The following is a 15,951-nucleotide window of genomic DNA, read 5'->3' on the forward strand; positions in this document are numbered from 1 at the left end:
GTACCCTCAGCTCCGATGAAGACCGCATGATGTGGCGGCGATCCCTGTGTCGCTCGAAACTTCTGGATCTGCAACCAAACATCCCAGGGAAGAAGGGTGGTGGCGCGGTGCCGGCGCGGAGTTGGCTATGCCGTACGAGGGAACCGCGCGCACCTTATCCAGGTTCAGGGCGGCCCGATCGCAGCTGCACCGCTGTCGCAAATCATCACATCGACGATCCTCGGCGACGAGCCGTTCGATCCCTATCCGACCGAAGGCAACATGCGAGAAGACAGCCAAGCCTTCTCGCTGGATCCGGCTGTTCGGATCTTGAAGATGGGCATCACGCCTTACCCTTGCGGACAACGCCCGCAATCGTCACTTCCTTCGGAATGAGCTTGAGCTTGAAAAAGGTATCGGCGATGCTCTGCTGTTGCGCTACGACGGAGTCATCCAGGCTCTTGACTCCATAGGACTGACGTTCGAGCGCCTTGACGAGGACGGGTTCGGGGATGCCGACCGACGGTGATAGCTCCGCAGCCGCAGCCGCGATGTCGGACTTGGTCCATTCGTCAATCTCGGCAATGGCGTCGATTAAGACATCGATCGCCTCCGCGTGGTCGTTGACCAGCGCCTCGGTGCCGAGATAGAACTGGTGATTGGGAACCAGGCCTTCGCCGTTCTTGAGTTCTCGCGCTTCGATTGCGACTTCCGCCGCTGCCTGGAAGGGATCCCAGATGACCCATGCATCCACCGCGCCCTTTTCGAAGGCTGCGCGGCCGTCGGCCGGGGCGAGAAAGGATGATTCCACGTCCTCATAGGTCAAGCCGGCTTCTTCGAGCGCCTTGACGAGCAGGTAATGCACGTTCGAGCCCTTGTTGAAGGCGACCTTCTTGCCTTTCAGTTCCGCGACGGACTTGATGGGACTGTCCTTCGGGACAAGTATGGCTTCGCCGCGCGGGGCGGGCGGCTCGTGTGCGATGTAGACAAGCGGCGCATTGGCCGCCTGGGCGAAGATCGGCGGCGTTTCGCCGGTCGATCCGAAATCGACGGCGCCAGCGTTCAGGGCCTCGAGCAGCTGCGGACCGCCTGGAAACTCGGTCCATTCAACCTTGTAGCCGATGGATTCAAGTTTCTTCTCCAGCGTGCCTTTGCCCTTGAGAAGTACCAGCGTTCCATATTTCTGATAGCCGATACGTACGACCTTTTCGGCCGCACCAGCCAGTCGAACATGCGTCAACGGTGTCGCGATGGCACCTGCCACCACCGCAGTGAAAGCGCGTCTTGTGATCTTCATCATAGCCTCCGGAACAGACGAGGCTAAATTAAAGCGTCTCTATATTTTTCATAGAATATACGTGCTCCAGCATCCGCTTCTGCGGGATTGGCTTTTTGTTCTGTTTCGACAACGAGCAAAAAGAACCGCACTGCGAAATAGATACGCCAAGGCGATGTATCAGGGTGCCACGCGCGCGATCAGCTTTCTGAGGTTCTTTCCTTCCAGAAGACCACGAAAAGCCTCCGGAGCACTTTCAAGTCCGTCAACGATAAGCGTCGGATGGTAAGGCTTTGCCGTAGGATGGTTGTGCCTCGCGCCCGGCAACACGATCTCGGGGGACAAGATGCTTTCGTCGCGAACCCGTCGATCATCCAGTCGAGCGGCTGCATTGTTGCGATTGGCGACAACCACATCGGCCGAAGCGATACTGCGCTAGGTCCATTCTATCGGCGTCTGGCTGGAAGGATCGGCACGCAGAAGGCCGTGACGGCGACCGCGCGCAAGATTGCCGTTCTGTTTACGACGCTCTCCGATTTGGAATGGTCTACCGGGATCCGGGCGCTGCGGTATTTGATGAGCGACATCGTTGCCCTGCATCGCTTGCATTTCTCGGTGTGGGATGTGCCGCCTTGCCCCTGGCCAAGCGGTTAGGAGCCAGTGGCCGTTGGTTCATCCGCTCAAGAGCTCAGATGCTCTGATCGCGCGGGCTTGGCTGCACCGTCGATCATTGAATTCGTATCATCCCTCGGCCTCTGCGAGAGCGTTGATTTGGATCGATTGCGTCCGGAAAGTTTGGCGTCATAAAGTAGCTTGTCTGCTTGTTTATAAAGCTCCGTGAACCTTACATCTGCATTAGGCGGCGCATCCGAAATGCCCATGCTGGCAGTAACGGGATGGCCGAGGCCTGGAACTGCGTTTGCAACAGCGGAGGGGATCGCCTGCCGGCGGCGTTCGGCCCGCAATTGGGCATCCTCGCCGCGCACGAGCAGCACGAATTCCTCGCCGCCGAGGCGAAACGCATGAATTTGCGGGTCCGTTTGGAGGGCCTCACCCACGGCCTTCAGTACCGCGTCGCCGGTCCCGTGGCCGTGAGCATCATTGATTGCCTTGAAGTGGTCGAGGTCGAGCACGGCAAGCGCGCTGTAGCCCTCATTACGGTACTTTTCGAAATTCTGTTCGATCGCCCGGCGATTGAGCAGTCCGGTCAGAGCGTCACGTTCGGAAATACTCTTCAGAGCATCAGCTTCAAAGCGTGCCTTGTCTCGTTGGCGCCGGATCGTCATGAAACGATCGGCAACGCCAAGTGTGGTGAACAGGACTTCGCATGCACAACCCAGATAAAACAGGAGCATCGCATCATTGCTCTCCAGCCATGGAACTACGCCTGTGATCAGGCGCACCAGGCCGGACGCAATCATTGGTATATAACCGATTGCCTGAAACTTTGCGGCTCGACTGCCGCGCCGAAGTGCGTCGGCAACCGACAGGAAGAAAATGACCAGCACCGGCGCGAAAGCTGCGGTGTAGGCAGTTGACTGAATGGGGCGTGCAACAAAGGGGAAAGCTGCGTGAAATGCACTTAGGAGCATCGCCCAAACGGCGCAATAAATGAGTGCCCGCCGAAGCAAGGGATGCATATGGTTTGGTTCGATGAAGCTGTGGGTAAACAACGCCCCGGACGCAACGGTGAGGCCGAAGATCATGGTCGTCATCCAACTCAGCGTCATCGCCGGCGGATCGAAGAGCACGACTGCAAGTTCCGATGAGGTCAGGATCGTCGCTAGCAACGAGAGCGTGAGCGCGGAATGCCAAAGCACGAAGGGCTCGCGCAGGACTCGATAAAAGGCAGCGTTGAAAATGAGCGGCATGGACAGCATGCCGGCAAGGACGGCAAGAAACACCAGTGAGCGCAAAAAATCGGGGCTGACGGCCACATCAGACGGTGACAGATAAGCTCTTTCCAGCGTCATCCGGTGGCTTGGCAAATCGAAAGCAACGACGACTTGTTGCGTGTCGCGGGTTACGCCCGGTAGAGGAGCTTTGAAATATCCGCCACGCAGAGAGCTGGGCAGGTCGCCCGCAGGGAAGGAGGCTTGGTGCACTTCGCCGTTCCGGTCGATCGCCAGCAGATGCACTTTCGCGAGTGCGCTTCTTCTGGAAAAGACATATTGTGGAGGGGCATCATCGGGACCGATTTCAAAACGTAGAAACGCCCGCTCGCCTTCAAGCGAGTAGGCCCGATCCCGGCAATTCCAGCGTGCGGGCGAGTGAACAATGGTGACAAGGTCCTCCGACAAACTGCCGGACGCCCAGCAAGAACTTTGAATCTCAATAGATTCAGCAGCCCCAACCTGTGTCGCATGCAATGATGCCAACAGCACGAGGCTCAGCACAATTTTCGAAAGCGCTTTTCGGACGACGTGCCAGAACATTGCCCTACGCTACACATCAAACATTGCGATGCAGTTACACAAAGTGGGCGTTGTCTGGGCCACAGCAGGTGTCCACAGCGAAATTCGACTTCGTGCTTTTTGTGTAAACGCCGGCGCTACCCCAGAAAGTTCGCCACCCGTTTAGAGTGTTCCATTGACTAAGTCGTTCCCAAGCGGTTTGTTTTGCGCCACTCTTCGTACTCTCCGCGAGCATCGTCATGGAGCGGATAGTAGCGCTGCAACGACCCGCCCCCCATAAGCTTCGCGCGCGAGAATTCCTCCCAATCGTGATGCTTTTGCGATTCTTCGATAACCTTCGAGGCCATTGCGACCGGAAGCATCACCACGCCATCATCGTCGGCGACGATGATGTCTCCGGGGATGACCGTGACACCGCCGCAGGCAATCGGGACGTTGACGGCGTTGGGATAGATGCCGGTCTGCACATGATAGTTGGGTGTCCAGCCGCGCAGCCATAAAGGCAGATCCAGCTTCTCGACATTGGGCCGATCGCGCATGCAGCCATCGATCACGATGCCAGCGCCGCCTCTGCCTTTGAAATAGGTCGACATCATATCGCCGAAGACGCCAGAACTCATGTCGCCGCGCGCGTCGACGACGACCACATCGCCCTCCTGCACGTGATAAAGCACATGGCGGTGCAGCTGCGTCTCCGGATCTGCATATTCTCCCTCGTTAAAAAGGTCCGGCCGCTGCGGCAGGAATTGAAGCGTCAGGGCAGGCCCGACGATCGACTTCCCGCGATTCTGCGCTACGGGACCGACCATGTGCGGATTGCGGAAGCCCATATGGCCAAGCGTGCCGGCAACGGTCGCGGCGCCGATCTCCTTCAGCGCGTCGATCAGTTCCTTGGGCGGTCGCGTAATGTCGGGCGTATGTGTCATTTTGTACTCCGGTGGATGAAACTACCAGTTGGTGACAGAACCGTCGCGGCGCTTCAGGTGAGGCGCTTCCCAGAAACGAAAGCTCTCCGCCTTGACCGCCTCTTCGTTGACCTCGACGCCGAGCCCCGGCAGATCGCTGACCGGATAGTCGGGGCCGTCGAGCCGGGGTTGAACGGGGAAGAACTCGGAATTATCGAAGCCCAGTTTTGCTTCGGGCGCCCTAGTCTCGAGCCAGGCGAAATTCGGCACCGCGGCGGCGAGATGGATGGTGGCCGCCGTGCAGACCGGGCCCAAGGGATTGTGCGGCATCAGGTCCACATAGTGCGCCTCGCTCCAACCAGCGACTTTCATCGCTTCGGTGAGCCCGCCAACATTGCAAACATCGAGCCGGTTGAACTGATGGATGCCACGCTCGATATAGGGCAGGAATTGCCACTTGCTGGCAAATTCCTCGCCGATGGCGAACGGGATGTCGGTCATCCTGCGCAGGGATTCGTAGGCCTCGGGCGTTTCGTCTCGTATCGGCTCCTCGAGAAAATCAAGCACCCCGCGGCCGAGCTTGTTGCAGAAGCTCGCCGCCTCTGCCACCGACAGCCGATGATGATAGTCGATCCCCAGGACGACCTCGTCGCCCAGCGCCTCGCGCGCCTTCTTCAGCATGGTTGCGGTAGCGCCGATCGACTCCCGCGGCTCAAAGATATCCCTGCTGCTTTGCCCGATGGGGAAAAAGCGGATCGCCTGCCAACCCTGGGCGCGTAGTTCGCGAGCTCGTTCGATAGCAACATCGCCCTCGGCCTCGTCACCGGTCGAGGCGAAGGTTGGAATGCGGTCGCGCTGCTTACCGCCCAGGAGTTCATAGGCCGGCACGCCAAGCGCCTTGCCCTTGATGTCGTGAAGAGCAATGTCGATGGCGGATATCGCTGCCTGCAGAACGCGCCCGCCTTCAAAATATTGGCTGCGATAGGCTTCCTGCCAGATCCGACCAATCTGCATCGGGTCGCGGCCGATGAGAAATTCGCGATAGTGCTCGATCGCGCCGGCCACGGCCTTCTCGCGACCGCTCAGGCCGCTCTCGCCCCAGCCGAAGATGCCGTTGTCGGTCTCGACCTTGACCAGCATCTGGTTGCGCGTTCCTACCCATACTGGATAGGGCTTGATCGCCGTGATTTTAAGCTTCGCAGTCATCCACGCTCTCGTTTCACACGCATCCGCCTGATCTCAGTTGGCCTTGAGAGCCATTTCTGTTTCGCCGTCGAACAGATGCATCCGCTCCTGATCGAACTCGAGCCAAATTTGTTCATCAGGCGCCACGGCAATGGTCGGCGGCACGCTGACGTTGACGATGGCGCCAGACAGGAAGGCTTGCACGAAAGTGACGTCTCCGGTGGGCTCTACCGTGTAGGCCTTGGCAGGGACGCTTCCCGGCATCGCACTTTTATGCAGCCTGATCGTCGAGTGACGCGCGCCGAGCACGATCTTCTTTGTTGTTGCCCTAGCGACCTTCTGGACGTTTTCCGGTGAGAGTTCGAGGCGCCAACCCTCCGCGCTGGTCAACACGGTGTTGCCGCTCGCCGTCGATGCCTCCAGCGGAACAAGGCTCATCGCCGGGCTGCCGACGAAGCTGGCGACGAACATGTTCACCGGATGGGCAAAGACCTGCGCCGGAGTATCGTATTGCTGCAGGTAGCCGCCATTCATCACCGCCATCCTGTCGGCCATGGTTACTGCTTCGAGCTGATCGTGTGTCACGTAGATGATCGTCGCGTTGAGGTCCTGGTGGAAACGCTTGATCTCTGAGCGCATCTGCACGCGCAGCTTTGCGTCGAGGTTGGAGAGTGGTTCATCCATCAGGAAGACCGCCGGATCGCGAACGAGGGCACGGCCCAGCGCCACGCGCTGCTGTTGCCCGCCCGAAAGTTCGCGCGGCTTGCGCTCGAGCAGCTGCGTCAYGTCGAGCACGCGCGCTGCTTCTCTGACCTTTTTGTCGATCTCGTCCCTTGGCAGTTTGCGCATCTGCAGCGGGAACGCCAGATTCTTGTAGACCGATTTCTGCGGATAGAGCGCGTAGTTCTGGAACACCATTGCGATGTCCCGGTCCTTGGGGTCGAGGTCGTTGACCACCCTGTCGCCGATGACGATGTCGCCCGATGTGATGGGGATGAGCCCCGCCACAAGATTGAGTGTGGTTGTCTTGCCGCAGCCTGAGGGGCCGACGAGTGCGACGAATTCGCCGTCGTTGACCGTCAGCGAAACGTCGTTGACAGCTTTGAAGCTGCCATAGGTCTTGACCAGATCTTTGAGGACCACGTGGGCCACCGGCAACTCCCTTAGTGCTTGACTGCGCCTTCTGTAAGGGCGCGTACGAAGTATCGTTGCAGAACGAGGAACAGGACCACGACGGGCACGCTCATCATGAAGCTGGCCGCCATCAGGCCCGGAAAGTCCGTTGTATTTTCCGAGAAGAAGCGCTGGATACCGACCGGCAGTGTCAACTGCTCGTTCTTGGACAGAAAGGTGTAGGCGTAGATGTACTCGTTCCACGCGCCAATGAAGGAATAGATCGCCGTGGCGATGATCCCCGGCGCCGAGAGCGGCATCACGATCAGGACAAAGGCCTGGAACCGCGTTGCCCCGTCGATGCGCGCCGCCTGCTCGAGTTGCACCGGAATGTTGTCGTAGAAGCCCTTGAGGAGCCAGATTGCCAGCGGCAGCCCGAATGTGAGGTAGGTGAGAACAAGCGACCCATGGGTGTTCACAAGCCCGATCGCGCGCATCAGGATGAAGAGCGGCACGAGAAAGATCACTGCCGGGAACATGTTGCGCAGCAGGACGGCAAAGAACAGAAAGTTCCGGCCCGGGAAGGTGAAGCGCGAAAACGCGTAGGCGGCAGGAACTGCCACGATCACCGAAAGGATGGTCGTTGTGGTGGAGACGAAAAGGCTGTTCCAGAAAAAGCGCAGGAAGTCCTGGCCGACGCTGTTTTGCGGATCGAGCAGCTTCTCGTAGCTGGCAAGGGTAGGCTGGTCCGGCCACCATTGGGGCGGGAATTGCATGGCCGCGAAGCCGGACTTGATCGAGGTGATCAGCATCCAGATCATCGGTAATGCGGTGTAAAGCAGCATGAACACGAGAAAGATTCGTCCGCCCCACCGCCATCCATCGATGCGCGTACGGCGACGCCCCTGGCCTCGACGAGCAGTCCCGGCAATGGCGCTCATTCGCTTCCATCCTTGCGTTCGTTGCCGCTCAGCGCGCGGACGTAAAAATAGCCGAACGACATCAGGATCAGGAACAGCAGCACCGAATAGGCCGATGCCACGCCCCAGCGCTGGCGGCCGAAGGCGAGCTCATAAATGTGGGTGATCCAGATATGCGATGCGTTCGACGGCCCGCCGCCGGTCATGATCCAGGGGATGATGAAAGAATTGAAATTGGCGACTGCCAAGAGCAGGATCGTCACCGTCGAGACGTTTCTCAAGTGCGGAAAGGTGACGTGCCAGAACCGCTGCCATGCATTGGCGCCGTCGACTTTTGCGGCGCGCAGCAGCTGGTCGGGAACCGTCTGCAGGCCAGCCATCATCATGATCATGGCAAACGGAAACTCTCGCCAGATATTGACGACGATCAGCGAGGGCAGCACTGTGCTGACGCTGTCGATGAAATTCGGCGGCCGGTCGGCCAGTCCGAGGCCAACAAGCACCGCGCCGATGATCCCAAAGTCCGAATGGTAGATCCACTTCCAGATATAGGACGCGGCGACCGCGCTGATGACCCAGGGAATGATCAGGATGGCCCGCAGGATGCCGCGGCCGAGAAAGTCGCGATGGAGCGCCAGGGCGCAGGCAAACCCTAGGACGAATGAGATAAATGTGGATCCCAGTGTCCAGATAAGAGTGTTCCAGGTGACCGTCCAGAACACCGGACTTGTGAGGATGGCGGAGTAGTTGTCGAAGCCAACGAAAATCTTGTCCCGGAGCTGCAGGCCAGGCGGTGTATTAAAGAACGACAGCTCGATCGTGTAGTAGATCGGATAGGCAATAACGATGAGCATCACGGCGATCGCGGGAAGCACATACGCGTAGTCAGCGCGGTGCTCCCAGATCTTTCGCAGCACGCCGGACCTGTCGGGTTGCAGTCTTCGGCGCGCCTCGGCCTTGCCAGTCAAGATCGTCACTGTGCCCTGCCCTTATTCTTCGGAAGAAACCGGCTGCAATCGCGATGCAGCCGGTCAGATCGTGGTCAGGCTTGGACTAGAGTCCGCCGTCCGTCAGGTTTTTTACCTTCTTGGCCGCGTCGTCCGCTGCCTGGTCGACAGTCATCGCTCCGGTGAGGGCATTCTGCAGCATGTCAGGGACGATGATGTTCATGATCTCGGGCGACTGTGGCAGCGCCGGGAACGGGATGCCGTATGGCAGCATTGAGGTCGTGACATCAAGGAACTTGATACTATCAAGGCGTTCCTTCATCCACTTGGTCTTGAAGCCGTTAAGATTCCCCGGGTTCGAGCCGGCATAGGCCATCTTCAACGACCATTCGGGGCTCGCCCACATGCAGCCGAGAGCCTTTKCCGCCGGCTCGTCCACCTTGCCGCCCTCGACATATTCGGGCTTCAGGATGTGAATGTTCGAGCCACCAAACACGACGGCACGCTTGCCGTCAGGGCCCGTCGGTATCAGACCGTAGCGCATATTGTCGATGACGGTCTGCGCCTTGTCCTTGTCGCTGCCCGTCGTCTTCTTCTGCAGGTCGAGCATGACGTTATAGTCGGAAGGATGGGAGACCATCATGCCGAGCTGGCCAGCGAGGAAGAGGGGCTGGTTGTCCGCCTGTTGATTGGTGAGTGCCGAAACCGGAACCGACTTGTCGCGAACATACATATCGTAGGAGGCTTGCAATGCCGCCTTGCTCTGCGGGCTATCGAGCTCAACCTGCTTATAGGTCGGGCTCGCAGTGGCTTCGTCGAAGACGCCGCCGCCATAGGCCCACAGCTGCGGCATGAAGCGATACGGCGTATTGCCGGCATTCTTGCGCGCCACGAGACCGTAACCGGCAATGCCGAGCCTGTCGTGGATCTGCTTGGAATATTTGACGACGTCGTCCCAGGTTGCCGGAGCCTTGTCTGGATCGAGGCCTGCGCGCTTGAAGATGTCGGCGTTCCAGATGAAGGCCATCGTCTCGTTGTTGGTTGGGACGCCGTAGGTCACCCCTTCCCAGGTTACAGCCTTCATTGCACCGGGCCAGAAGTCCTCGGTCGAATACCCTACATCCTCGGGTTTGAGCGGTTCCAGATAGCCCTTTGCGGCGAACTCGGTGCCACCAAGGATTTGCAGACGCACCGCCATGGGCGCTGCATTGCCCAGAAGTGCAGTCCGGAACTTGTCCAGAAGGTCATTATAGGTGAGGGCTTGTTCCTCAAGCTGGATGTTTGGATAGGTTTTGCGGAACGTCTCGAAGAAGTCCTTGTAATACTGGCGCAGCAGGTCGGGGTCGCCCTCGAACACACCCTGATACCAGAAAGTCAGCCGCCCCTTATAGTCGAGTGGGGTGACCTTGGCGCAATCGCCCGCCGTGTCAAAATCCTGTGTGCCGGCGATGGAGCGCACATATTCCGGCGACCACTTGCTCAAGTCGACCGGCGCAGCCAGCGCAGACGCGGACATCAATGATAGCATCAAAGCAGTGGATACAGTTGCGCGCACGGCGATACCGCCGAGTGAAATCCTCGTCATAGGAATCCTCCAGATTCTCTCCCAAGCCGCTCTGCATCGAGGCAAGCGGTCTTTGCTCCCCGGTCGCGGGACTTTCCACCCAATGTATCCCTTCGACCTCATTGCACGTTTCCAGATTAAAGATTGCCTGTCAATTGAAGAAATCGTACATTGTTTGCAGATGCCTCGCATGATATCCGAGCAATATGTGTATTGATTGGGGACAGTCTTGGCCGAAACAAGTGATTTTAAAGCGAAACCACCGGAAGGGATCGACGCTATCGGGGCCTCCAGCGAGGGCGCCTCGGTTTATCAATTGATCAGGGACGACATCATCGAAGGGCGGCTCGCAGCCAATGATCGGCTTGTGGTCACCGACCTCGCCCGGCGCCACGGCACCTCAACGAACCCCGTGCGCGAGGCTTTGCAACTGTTGCGCGGCGAGGGCTTTGTCACCTTGGTTCCCAACCGCGGAGCACGCGTCCGGCCGATAGATCAGGATTTTGTTAGGGACATCTACGAGATAGGGGTCTTGATCGAGCCGGCACTGACGCGATGGTTCGTGAATATGGCTACAGTCGAGGACATTGCTGATCTCGAACGCATCCAAGGCCTGATTGAAGAGAACAACTTCGCCGACACGGTCAGGCACAGCGAGCTGGACACCGCCTTTCACACAGTCATGTACCAAAAGCACTACAACCGCCACGCCGCTGAACTTTGGTGGAAGCATCGCGAAGTGCTTCGAGCCGTGAGCCGGCGCTTCAACTTTACGCTTGCCCGGCGTGCCTCGATCCTGAGCGAGCATCGCGAGCTCATCGCGCATGTAAAAACAGGAATGGCAAACGAGGCAGCTGAACTCATTGCACGCCATGTCGAGGGCTCAGGCCGACACATCCTCGAACACATGCGGGCGCGGAACGCCGCCCGGGCAGGATAGAATACATAGCCTCAAATATCGTTATCCCAACCATTTCAGATAAAGGCAGTTGAGATGAAAATCACTAGCGTCCGGCCGTGGCTCATCAGATCCGATGCTTCTTATTGGGGAGAGTTTCTGTTCGTCGAAGTGACGACCGACGAGGGGGTGAGCGGCTGGGGTGAGATCACCACCACGACAAGGCTCGCCAATCGCGCCCTCTGCACGATCCTGCGGCAGATCGGTGCCGCTGTGACAGGCGAGGACCCGGCCCGCATCGAGTATCTGTGGCACAAGATATTCCGTAGCTTCACCTATATGGGAAGTCGCGGCGCCGCAGTAGAATGCGTCAGCGCCATCGACATAGCCCTCTGGGACATCCGCGGCAAAGTTCTTGGCAAGCCGATTTACGAGCTGCTGGGCGGACCGGTCCGCGATGAAATCTCGCTCTATACCCATCCCAACCAGGCCAAGTTCACCAGCAAGGAGGCTGTGGTCCGCGAAATCAGAGACATCGTCGAATCCGGCCATACCGCGCTCAAGTTCGATCCGTTCCCCCATCAGGGCAGCACCGCCGATGGACAGTCTCGCGAACAACGTGACGGCTACCTGGATGGCAGCATGACCCGCAAGGATGAGCGCGAAGCCGCCGAACTCACGGCTCTGATCCGCGAAACGGCGGGCTCCGATGTCGACATCCTCATCGATGCGCATGGCCGGTTCGACGTTCCCACCGCCATTCGCCTTTGTCGCAGCCTCGAGGAGGCTGGTCAGATCGACTGGTTCGAGGAGCCCTGTCCACCGGAGAGCCTCAATGCGCTCAAACAGGTCCGTGAGAAGGTCAGCGCCGCTATCTCGTGGGGCGAGCGCGGCCACACGAAGTGGGATTTCGTGCCGGTGCTCGAAAATAAGCTCGCCGACTACATCATGCCTGATGTCACCTGGACCGGCGGCATTACCGAACTCAAGAAGATTTCCGCCCTATGCGAAGCCTACTACATCCCGGTTTCGCCGCATGACGCCGCAGGGCCGATCAACGTGGTTGCGGGAGCGCAGGTGATGATGACCGTTCCCAATTTCTACAAGCTTGAAACGTCGGAGTGGAACCTGGGCAAATACGATCACCTCATCGACAGACCACTCGATGTTTCGAACGGCAGCCTCAGGCTTACGCACAAGCCCGGTCTCGGCGTCGAAATGAACCGCGAATACCTTCAAGATCACGAGATAGAGCTGGACTAGCTATCACCGCTCTACGCCGCTCAAGCTTGCACGACGACGAGCCCTGCTGACCAGAACGAGGATAAATCATGCCAGAGGCACATGGAGCCGACGAGGCGCTCAATCGAGTGAACACGCATTCCAAGCCGTCCGACCTTCGCATCACCGACATGCGGGTGGCCGAAATTGTCGGTGCGCCGTTCACCTCGGTGCTGCTCAAGATCTACACCAATCAGGGCATCGTCGGGCTTGGTGAGGTGCGCGACGGCGCCAGCGCCACCTACGCGCTGATGCTGAAGAGCCGATTGCTTGGCGAGAACCCTTGCGATATCGACCGCCTGTTTCGCCGGATCAAGCAATTCGGCGGGCACGGCCGGCAAGGCGGCGGCGTATCGGCGGTTGAAATCGCGTTGTGGGATCTTGCCGGCAAGGCCTATGGCGTCCCTATCTACCAGATGCTCGGCGGCCGGTTTCGGGAGAAAGTGCGCGTCTACTGCGATACTGACGCCACAGTGCCGAGCGGTACCGAGACCGGTAAGCGTCTCAAGCAGCGCATGGAGCTCGGATTCACCTTCCTCAAGATGGATCTGGGTTTGATGCAGATCGCGGATGTGCCCGGTGCGGTTGTGTTTCCTGCTGGTTCACTCGAAGGGTACCGCGACAGTCCCAGTCGCGGGCCGCTGAAGAGCGTTGAAGAGCGGCGTCTCCGCAACGCTGCGTACGATTTGCATAACGTCCCGCACCCGTTTACCGGCCTGCACTTTTCCGACAAGGGCCTCGACCTGCTTGAGCAATACATCGCCGAGGTTCGTGAGGTTATCGGCATGGATGTGCCGCTTGCGATCGACCATATCGGCCATATCTCCATGCAGAACGGCATTCGCCTTGCCAGGCGCATTGAAAAATACGTGCCAGCCTGGCTCGAGGATGTGATCCCCTGGCAATATACCGAACAATACCGACAACTGCAGGACGCCACGACGATACCGATCTGCACCGGCGAGGACATATACCTCAAGGAGGGCTTCGAGCCCCTGCTCAACAGCGGTGGCGTCTCCGTTATCCACCCGGACCTGCTGACCAGTGGGGGCATCCTCGAGACCAAGAAGATCGGCGATATGGCGCAGGACAAGGGTGTCGCCATGGCCATCCACATGGCAGAAAGTCCAATCGCCGCCATGGCCGCGGCCCATGTCGCGACCGCGACCGAAAATTTCATGGCGCTCGAATACCATTCTGCCGATGTTGACTGGTGGGACGATATCGTCACAGGCCTTCCCAAGCCCCTGGTGAAGGACGGCTTCATCACTGTTACGGACAAGCCGGGCCTCGGGATTGACGACGTCGTCGACGAGCTGATCTCGCAGCATCTGCAGCCAGGTGTCACCGGCATTTGGCAGCCTACGGATCGATGGGACGATGAGTATTCCTGGGATCGCACCTGGAGCTGAAGCGAAAAGGAACGAAGATGAAGATCACCGATCTGCGCTGCGCCGTAATCGGCAAACACCCGATCGTCCGCATCGTTACGGACGAGGGCCTCTATGGCTTGGGTGAAGTCGAATTCACCAAGTCCTACCTCAAGCCTTTTGTGCTGCATTTCCGCGAGGCACTGATCGGCGAGGATCCGACCGACGTCGAGAGAGTGATGTTGAAGATCCGCCAGCGCGGCTCTTTCAAGCCGTACGGCGCGGCGGTGAGCGCTATCGAGCATGCCCTGTGGGATATTGCCGGCAAGGCCGCGGGCGTGCCCGTCTACAAACTGCTCGGCGGCAAGGTGCGGGACAAGGTGCGCGTCTACAACGGCTCTATTCGCCAGAAACGCACGGGCGACCGGCCGGAGGATTACGCGGCTGACGTCAAATGGATGATGGAACAGCCGCAGAACTTCTTCATGGTCAAGCAAGGAATCTCGTTCCACTCCAACATGAAGGACACGATCGAGGACTTCCACTACGGCGTGACGCAGAAGAAGGCCGGCTATCACGGTGCCATGGATCAGGGCGTGATCAGCGAGCGCGGGTTCAATCACATGCTCGACTGTGTGATCGCGATGAAGGAAGTGCTGGGCGACAAGGTCAGCCTGGCACTCGACTGCGGCCCAGGCTGGATGCTGCCCGATGCGATCAAGTTCGCGCGCGCAGTCGAGAAGTACAATTTGATGTGGCTCGAGGACATGCTGACTGGCGACTACGTGCCGTGGGTCAATCCGCAGGCCTATCGGGAGCTGACGACCTCCACCTCGACGCCGATCCACACTGGTGAGCAGATCTATCTGCGGCACAATTTCAAGGAACTGATCGAGACGCAGGCGGTGCGCGTCATCGGCCCCGATCCAGCCGATATTGGCGGCATTGCCGAGCTCAAATGGGTCGCCGAGCACGCCTATATGCACTCGATCCTGATGGCACCGCACGGCACCGCTAACGGCCTGCTGGGACTTGGTGCGTTGATCAATGTCTGCGCCACCTTGCCGGCAAATTACGTCGCGTTCGAATATCCGAGCGCCTCCGACCCCTGGTGGGAGGATCTGGTAATCGGCTTGCCGACGCAGATCGTGAAGGACAGCATGGTCGACCTGCTGGAAGCGCCGGGGCTCGGCCTCGATATCGACGCTGAAGGGGCCAGGAGATATCTCATGGAAGAGGATGCGGGCTTTTTCGACTGATCCTCACCCACCTGCCGTGCCGGTCTTGTCGGGGAACAGGTGATAGGGCCTATCGAAATAGTTGGTATCGATCTGCAACCACGGAATGAAGGCCGATATTCATAGTCTTGTCGCAATCGGGTACGGCGGCGGCTCGCTACAGACTGTAGTCGGGAATGAAGAACCCGCTACCGGGTCGGCTGTCCAGGTTTCGGCATGCCAAGACCTGGCAGGCGCGATCATCGCGGGTCGGGATACCCCTCCACTCAGCATATTCATTGGCGTCACAGAAGCGGCTATTTCGAATGAACCGATCGTACAGCGGCAAACCCCTTGGCGATGTCCATCTGAAGATGACCGCACCCTGATTATGGACGGCCGCACGGGCGCCTGCACAGCTCATCGAAAGCGGATTGAGCCGTGAGATCGCAAAAGACTGGGTCGCAATGAGGGCGACAACAGCGGTCAGCAGTAACGTCTTCATGGTTTTGATCCACTTCTCTGCGAAGGGGCGGTCGCGGCATCGCGATCTATCCCGATAACGAAGTTGGCCGTCGGAAGTTCAACAATGACACAAGATTGAGAACTTTTCCGGGATGATCCGTCTCCTCAGGTCGCACCTGCCGCACTTCTGGTGCGTTTCAAAGCTCAGCGGGAGCGGAGCCGGAGGTCAACTGGTTCTGCCGCTCAGCGTGATGCTTTACGACGCTGATCGCCGTTTCGAACATGGCTTTGATGCTGCGAATCTTCGCGAGAATGTCTTCAACTTCCGTCGCGTTTAGTAGGGATGGGCGAGGCGGACGGTTGCCCTTGGCGGCATTGCTGCTCCAGTGCGCGTTCGATCCGCCGACACCTGGGGGC

The 15,951-nt window shown here is 58.8% G+C and carries 14 protein-coding genes and 2 pseudogenes; 5 read left to right on the plus strand and 11 right to left on the minus strand.

From position 1 onward, the window contains the following. Positions 1-322: 322 nt before the first annotated feature. A complete protein-coding gene (locus AC1D35_RS12980) occupies positions 323-1,276 on the minus strand; it encodes a sulfonate ABC transporter substrate-binding protein (RefSeq protein WP_477854591.1) in 954 nt (317 codons plus the stop codon). A 159-nt stretch (positions 1,277-1,435) separates the two neighbouring features. Further along, positions 1,436-1,528 (minus strand): annotated as a pseudogene (locus tag AC1D35_RS12985) (zinc-binding dehydrogenase); the annotation flags it as partial. Between the two features lie 31 nt (positions 1,529-1,559). Between AC1D35_RS12985 and AC1D35_RS12990 the strand changes: the two are divergent. Continuing rightward, positions 1,560-1,845 (plus strand): annotated as a pseudogene (locus AC1D35_RS12990) (IS110 family transposase); the annotation flags it as partial. Positions 1,846-1,935: 90 nt separating this feature from the next. On the opposite strand, the gene AC1D35_RS12995 reads toward AC1D35_RS12990, so the two are convergent. From AC1D35_RS12995 to AC1D35_RS13025, 7 genes are all read right to left on the minus strand, one after another. After that, a complete protein-coding gene (locus tag AC1D35_RS12995; protein WP_477938671.1) occupies positions 1,936-3,690 on the minus strand; it encodes a GGDEF domain-containing protein in 1,755 nt (584 codons plus the stop codon). A 158-nt stretch (positions 3,691-3,848) separates the two neighbouring features. Continuing rightward, a complete protein-coding gene (locus tag AC1D35_RS13000; protein WP_113295874.1) occupies positions 3,849-4,595 on the minus strand; it encodes a ribonuclease activity regulator RraA in 747 nt (248 codons plus the stop codon). A 21-nt stretch (positions 4,596-4,616) separates the two neighbouring features. Next, on the minus strand, positions 4,617-5,780 hold the full coding sequence (locus tag AC1D35_RS13005; RefSeq protein ID WP_477938672.1) for a mandelate racemase/muconate lactonizing enzyme family protein: 1,164 nt from the start codon (positions 5,778-5,780) through the stop codon (positions 4,617-4,619). Between the two features lie 33 nt (positions 5,781-5,813). Then, entirely contained in the window at positions 5,814-6,911 is a 1,098-nt protein-coding gene (locus AC1D35_RS13010) for an ABC transporter ATP-binding protein (RefSeq protein WP_477938676.1), read from the minus strand. An 11-nt stretch (positions 6,912-6,922) separates the two neighbouring features. Next, the gene (locus AC1D35_RS13015) at positions 6,923-7,813 is read right to left on the minus strand and encodes a carbohydrate ABC transporter permease (RefSeq protein ID WP_113295871.1); all 891 of its coding nucleotides are present in this window, start codon (positions 7,811-7,813) and stop codon (positions 6,923-6,925) included. After that, positions 7,810-8,769 carry a carbohydrate ABC transporter permease gene (locus AC1D35_RS13020; RefSeq protein ID WP_113509898.1) on the minus strand — a complete coding sequence of 320 codons (960 nt, stop codon included), beginning with the start codon at positions 8,767-8,769 and terminating at the stop codon, positions 7,810-7,812. The genes AC1D35_RS13015 and AC1D35_RS13020 overlap by 4 nt, the downstream gene beginning before the upstream one ends. Positions 8,770-8,845: 76 nt before the next feature. Further along, positions 8,846-10,324 carry an ABC transporter substrate-binding protein gene (locus AC1D35_RS13025; protein WP_477938673.1) on the minus strand — a complete coding sequence of 493 codons (1,479 nt, stop codon included), beginning with the start codon at positions 10,322-10,324 and terminating at the stop codon, positions 8,846-8,848. 208 nt (positions 10,325-10,532) lie between these two features. On the opposite strand from AC1D35_RS13025, the gene AC1D35_RS13030 reads away from it, so the two are divergent. The 4 genes from AC1D35_RS13030 to AC1D35_RS13045 all read left to right on the plus strand — a co-directional run bounded on the left by AC1D35_RS13030 (position 10,533) and on the right by AC1D35_RS13045 (position 15,111). Continuing rightward, complete coding sequence (locus AC1D35_RS13030; protein ID WP_477854554.1) at positions 10,533-11,243, plus strand: GntR family transcriptional regulator; 711 nt, start codon at positions 10,533-10,535, stop codon at positions 11,241-11,243. Between the two features lie 54 nt (positions 11,244-11,297). Next, entirely contained in the window at positions 11,298-12,464 is a 1,167-nt protein-coding gene (locus tag AC1D35_RS13035; protein WP_477854555.1) for a mandelate racemase/muconate lactonizing enzyme family protein, read from the plus strand. Between the two features lie 68 nt (positions 12,465-12,532). Continuing rightward, positions 12,533-13,894 (plus strand): mandelate racemase/muconate lactonizing enzyme family protein, encoded by a 1,362-nt coding sequence (locus tag AC1D35_RS13040; RefSeq protein ID WP_477854556.1) that lies wholly within the window; start codon positions 12,533-12,535, stop codon positions 13,892-13,894. 17 nt (positions 13,895-13,911) lie between these two features. Further along, positions 13,912-15,111, plus strand: coding sequence for a mandelate racemase/muconate lactonizing enzyme family protein (locus AC1D35_RS13045; protein ID WP_477835048.1), 1,200 nt, complete (start codon positions 13,912-13,914; stop codon positions 15,109-15,111). Positions 15,112-15,247: 136 nt separating this feature from the next. On the opposite strand, the gene AC1D35_RS13050 is transcribed toward AC1D35_RS13045, so the two are convergent. Both AC1D35_RS13050 and AC1D35_RS13055 read right to left on the minus strand, forming a co-directional pair. Further along, a complete protein-coding gene (locus tag AC1D35_RS13050; protein WP_477854558.1) occupies positions 15,248-15,574 on the minus strand; it encodes a hypothetical protein in 327 nt (108 codons plus the stop codon). 157 nt (positions 15,575-15,731) lie between these two features. Then, a partial coding sequence (locus AC1D35_RS13055) for a hypothetical protein (protein ID WP_477938674.1) occupies positions 15,732-15,951 on the minus strand: 220 nt, incomplete at its 5' end.

The sequence above is a fragment of the Rhizobium sp. P1_E6 genome, assembly GCF_056405875.1.

Coding starts and splice junctions, on each gene's coding strand:
- AC1D35_RS13050 (WP_477854558.1), bottom strand. CDS start 15,574: ATGAAGACGTTACTGCTGACCGCTGTTGTCGCCCTCATTGCGACCCAG.
- AC1D35_RS13005 (WP_477938672.1), bottom strand. CDS start 5,780: ATGACTGCGAAGCTTAAAATCACGGCGATCAAGCCCTATCCAGTATGG.
- AC1D35_RS13045 (WP_477835048.1), top strand. CDS start 13,912: ATGAAGATCACCGATCTGCGCTGCGCCGTAATCGGCAAACACCCGATC.
- AC1D35_RS13040 (WP_477854556.1), top strand. CDS start 12,533: ATGCCAGAGGCACATGGAGCCGACGAGGCGCTCAATCGAGTGAACACG.
- AC1D35_RS13035 (WP_477854555.1), top strand. CDS start 11,298: ATGAAAATCACTAGCGTCCGGCCGTGGCTCATCAGATCCGATGCTTCT.
- AC1D35_RS12995 (WP_477938671.1), bottom strand. CDS start 3,690: ATGTTCTGGCACGTCGTCCGAAAAGCGCTTTCGAAAATTGTGCTGAGC.
- AC1D35_RS13000 (WP_113295874.1), bottom strand. CDS start 4,595: ATGACACATACGCCCGACATTACGCGACCGCCCAAGGAACTGATCGAC.
- AC1D35_RS12980 (WP_477854591.1), bottom strand. CDS start 1,276: ATGAAGATCACAAGACGCGCTTTCACTGCGGTGGTGGCAGGTGCCATC.
- AC1D35_RS13015 (WP_113295871.1), bottom strand. CDS start 7,813: ATGAGCGCCATTGCCGGGACTGCTCGTCGAGGCCAGGGGCGTCGCCGT.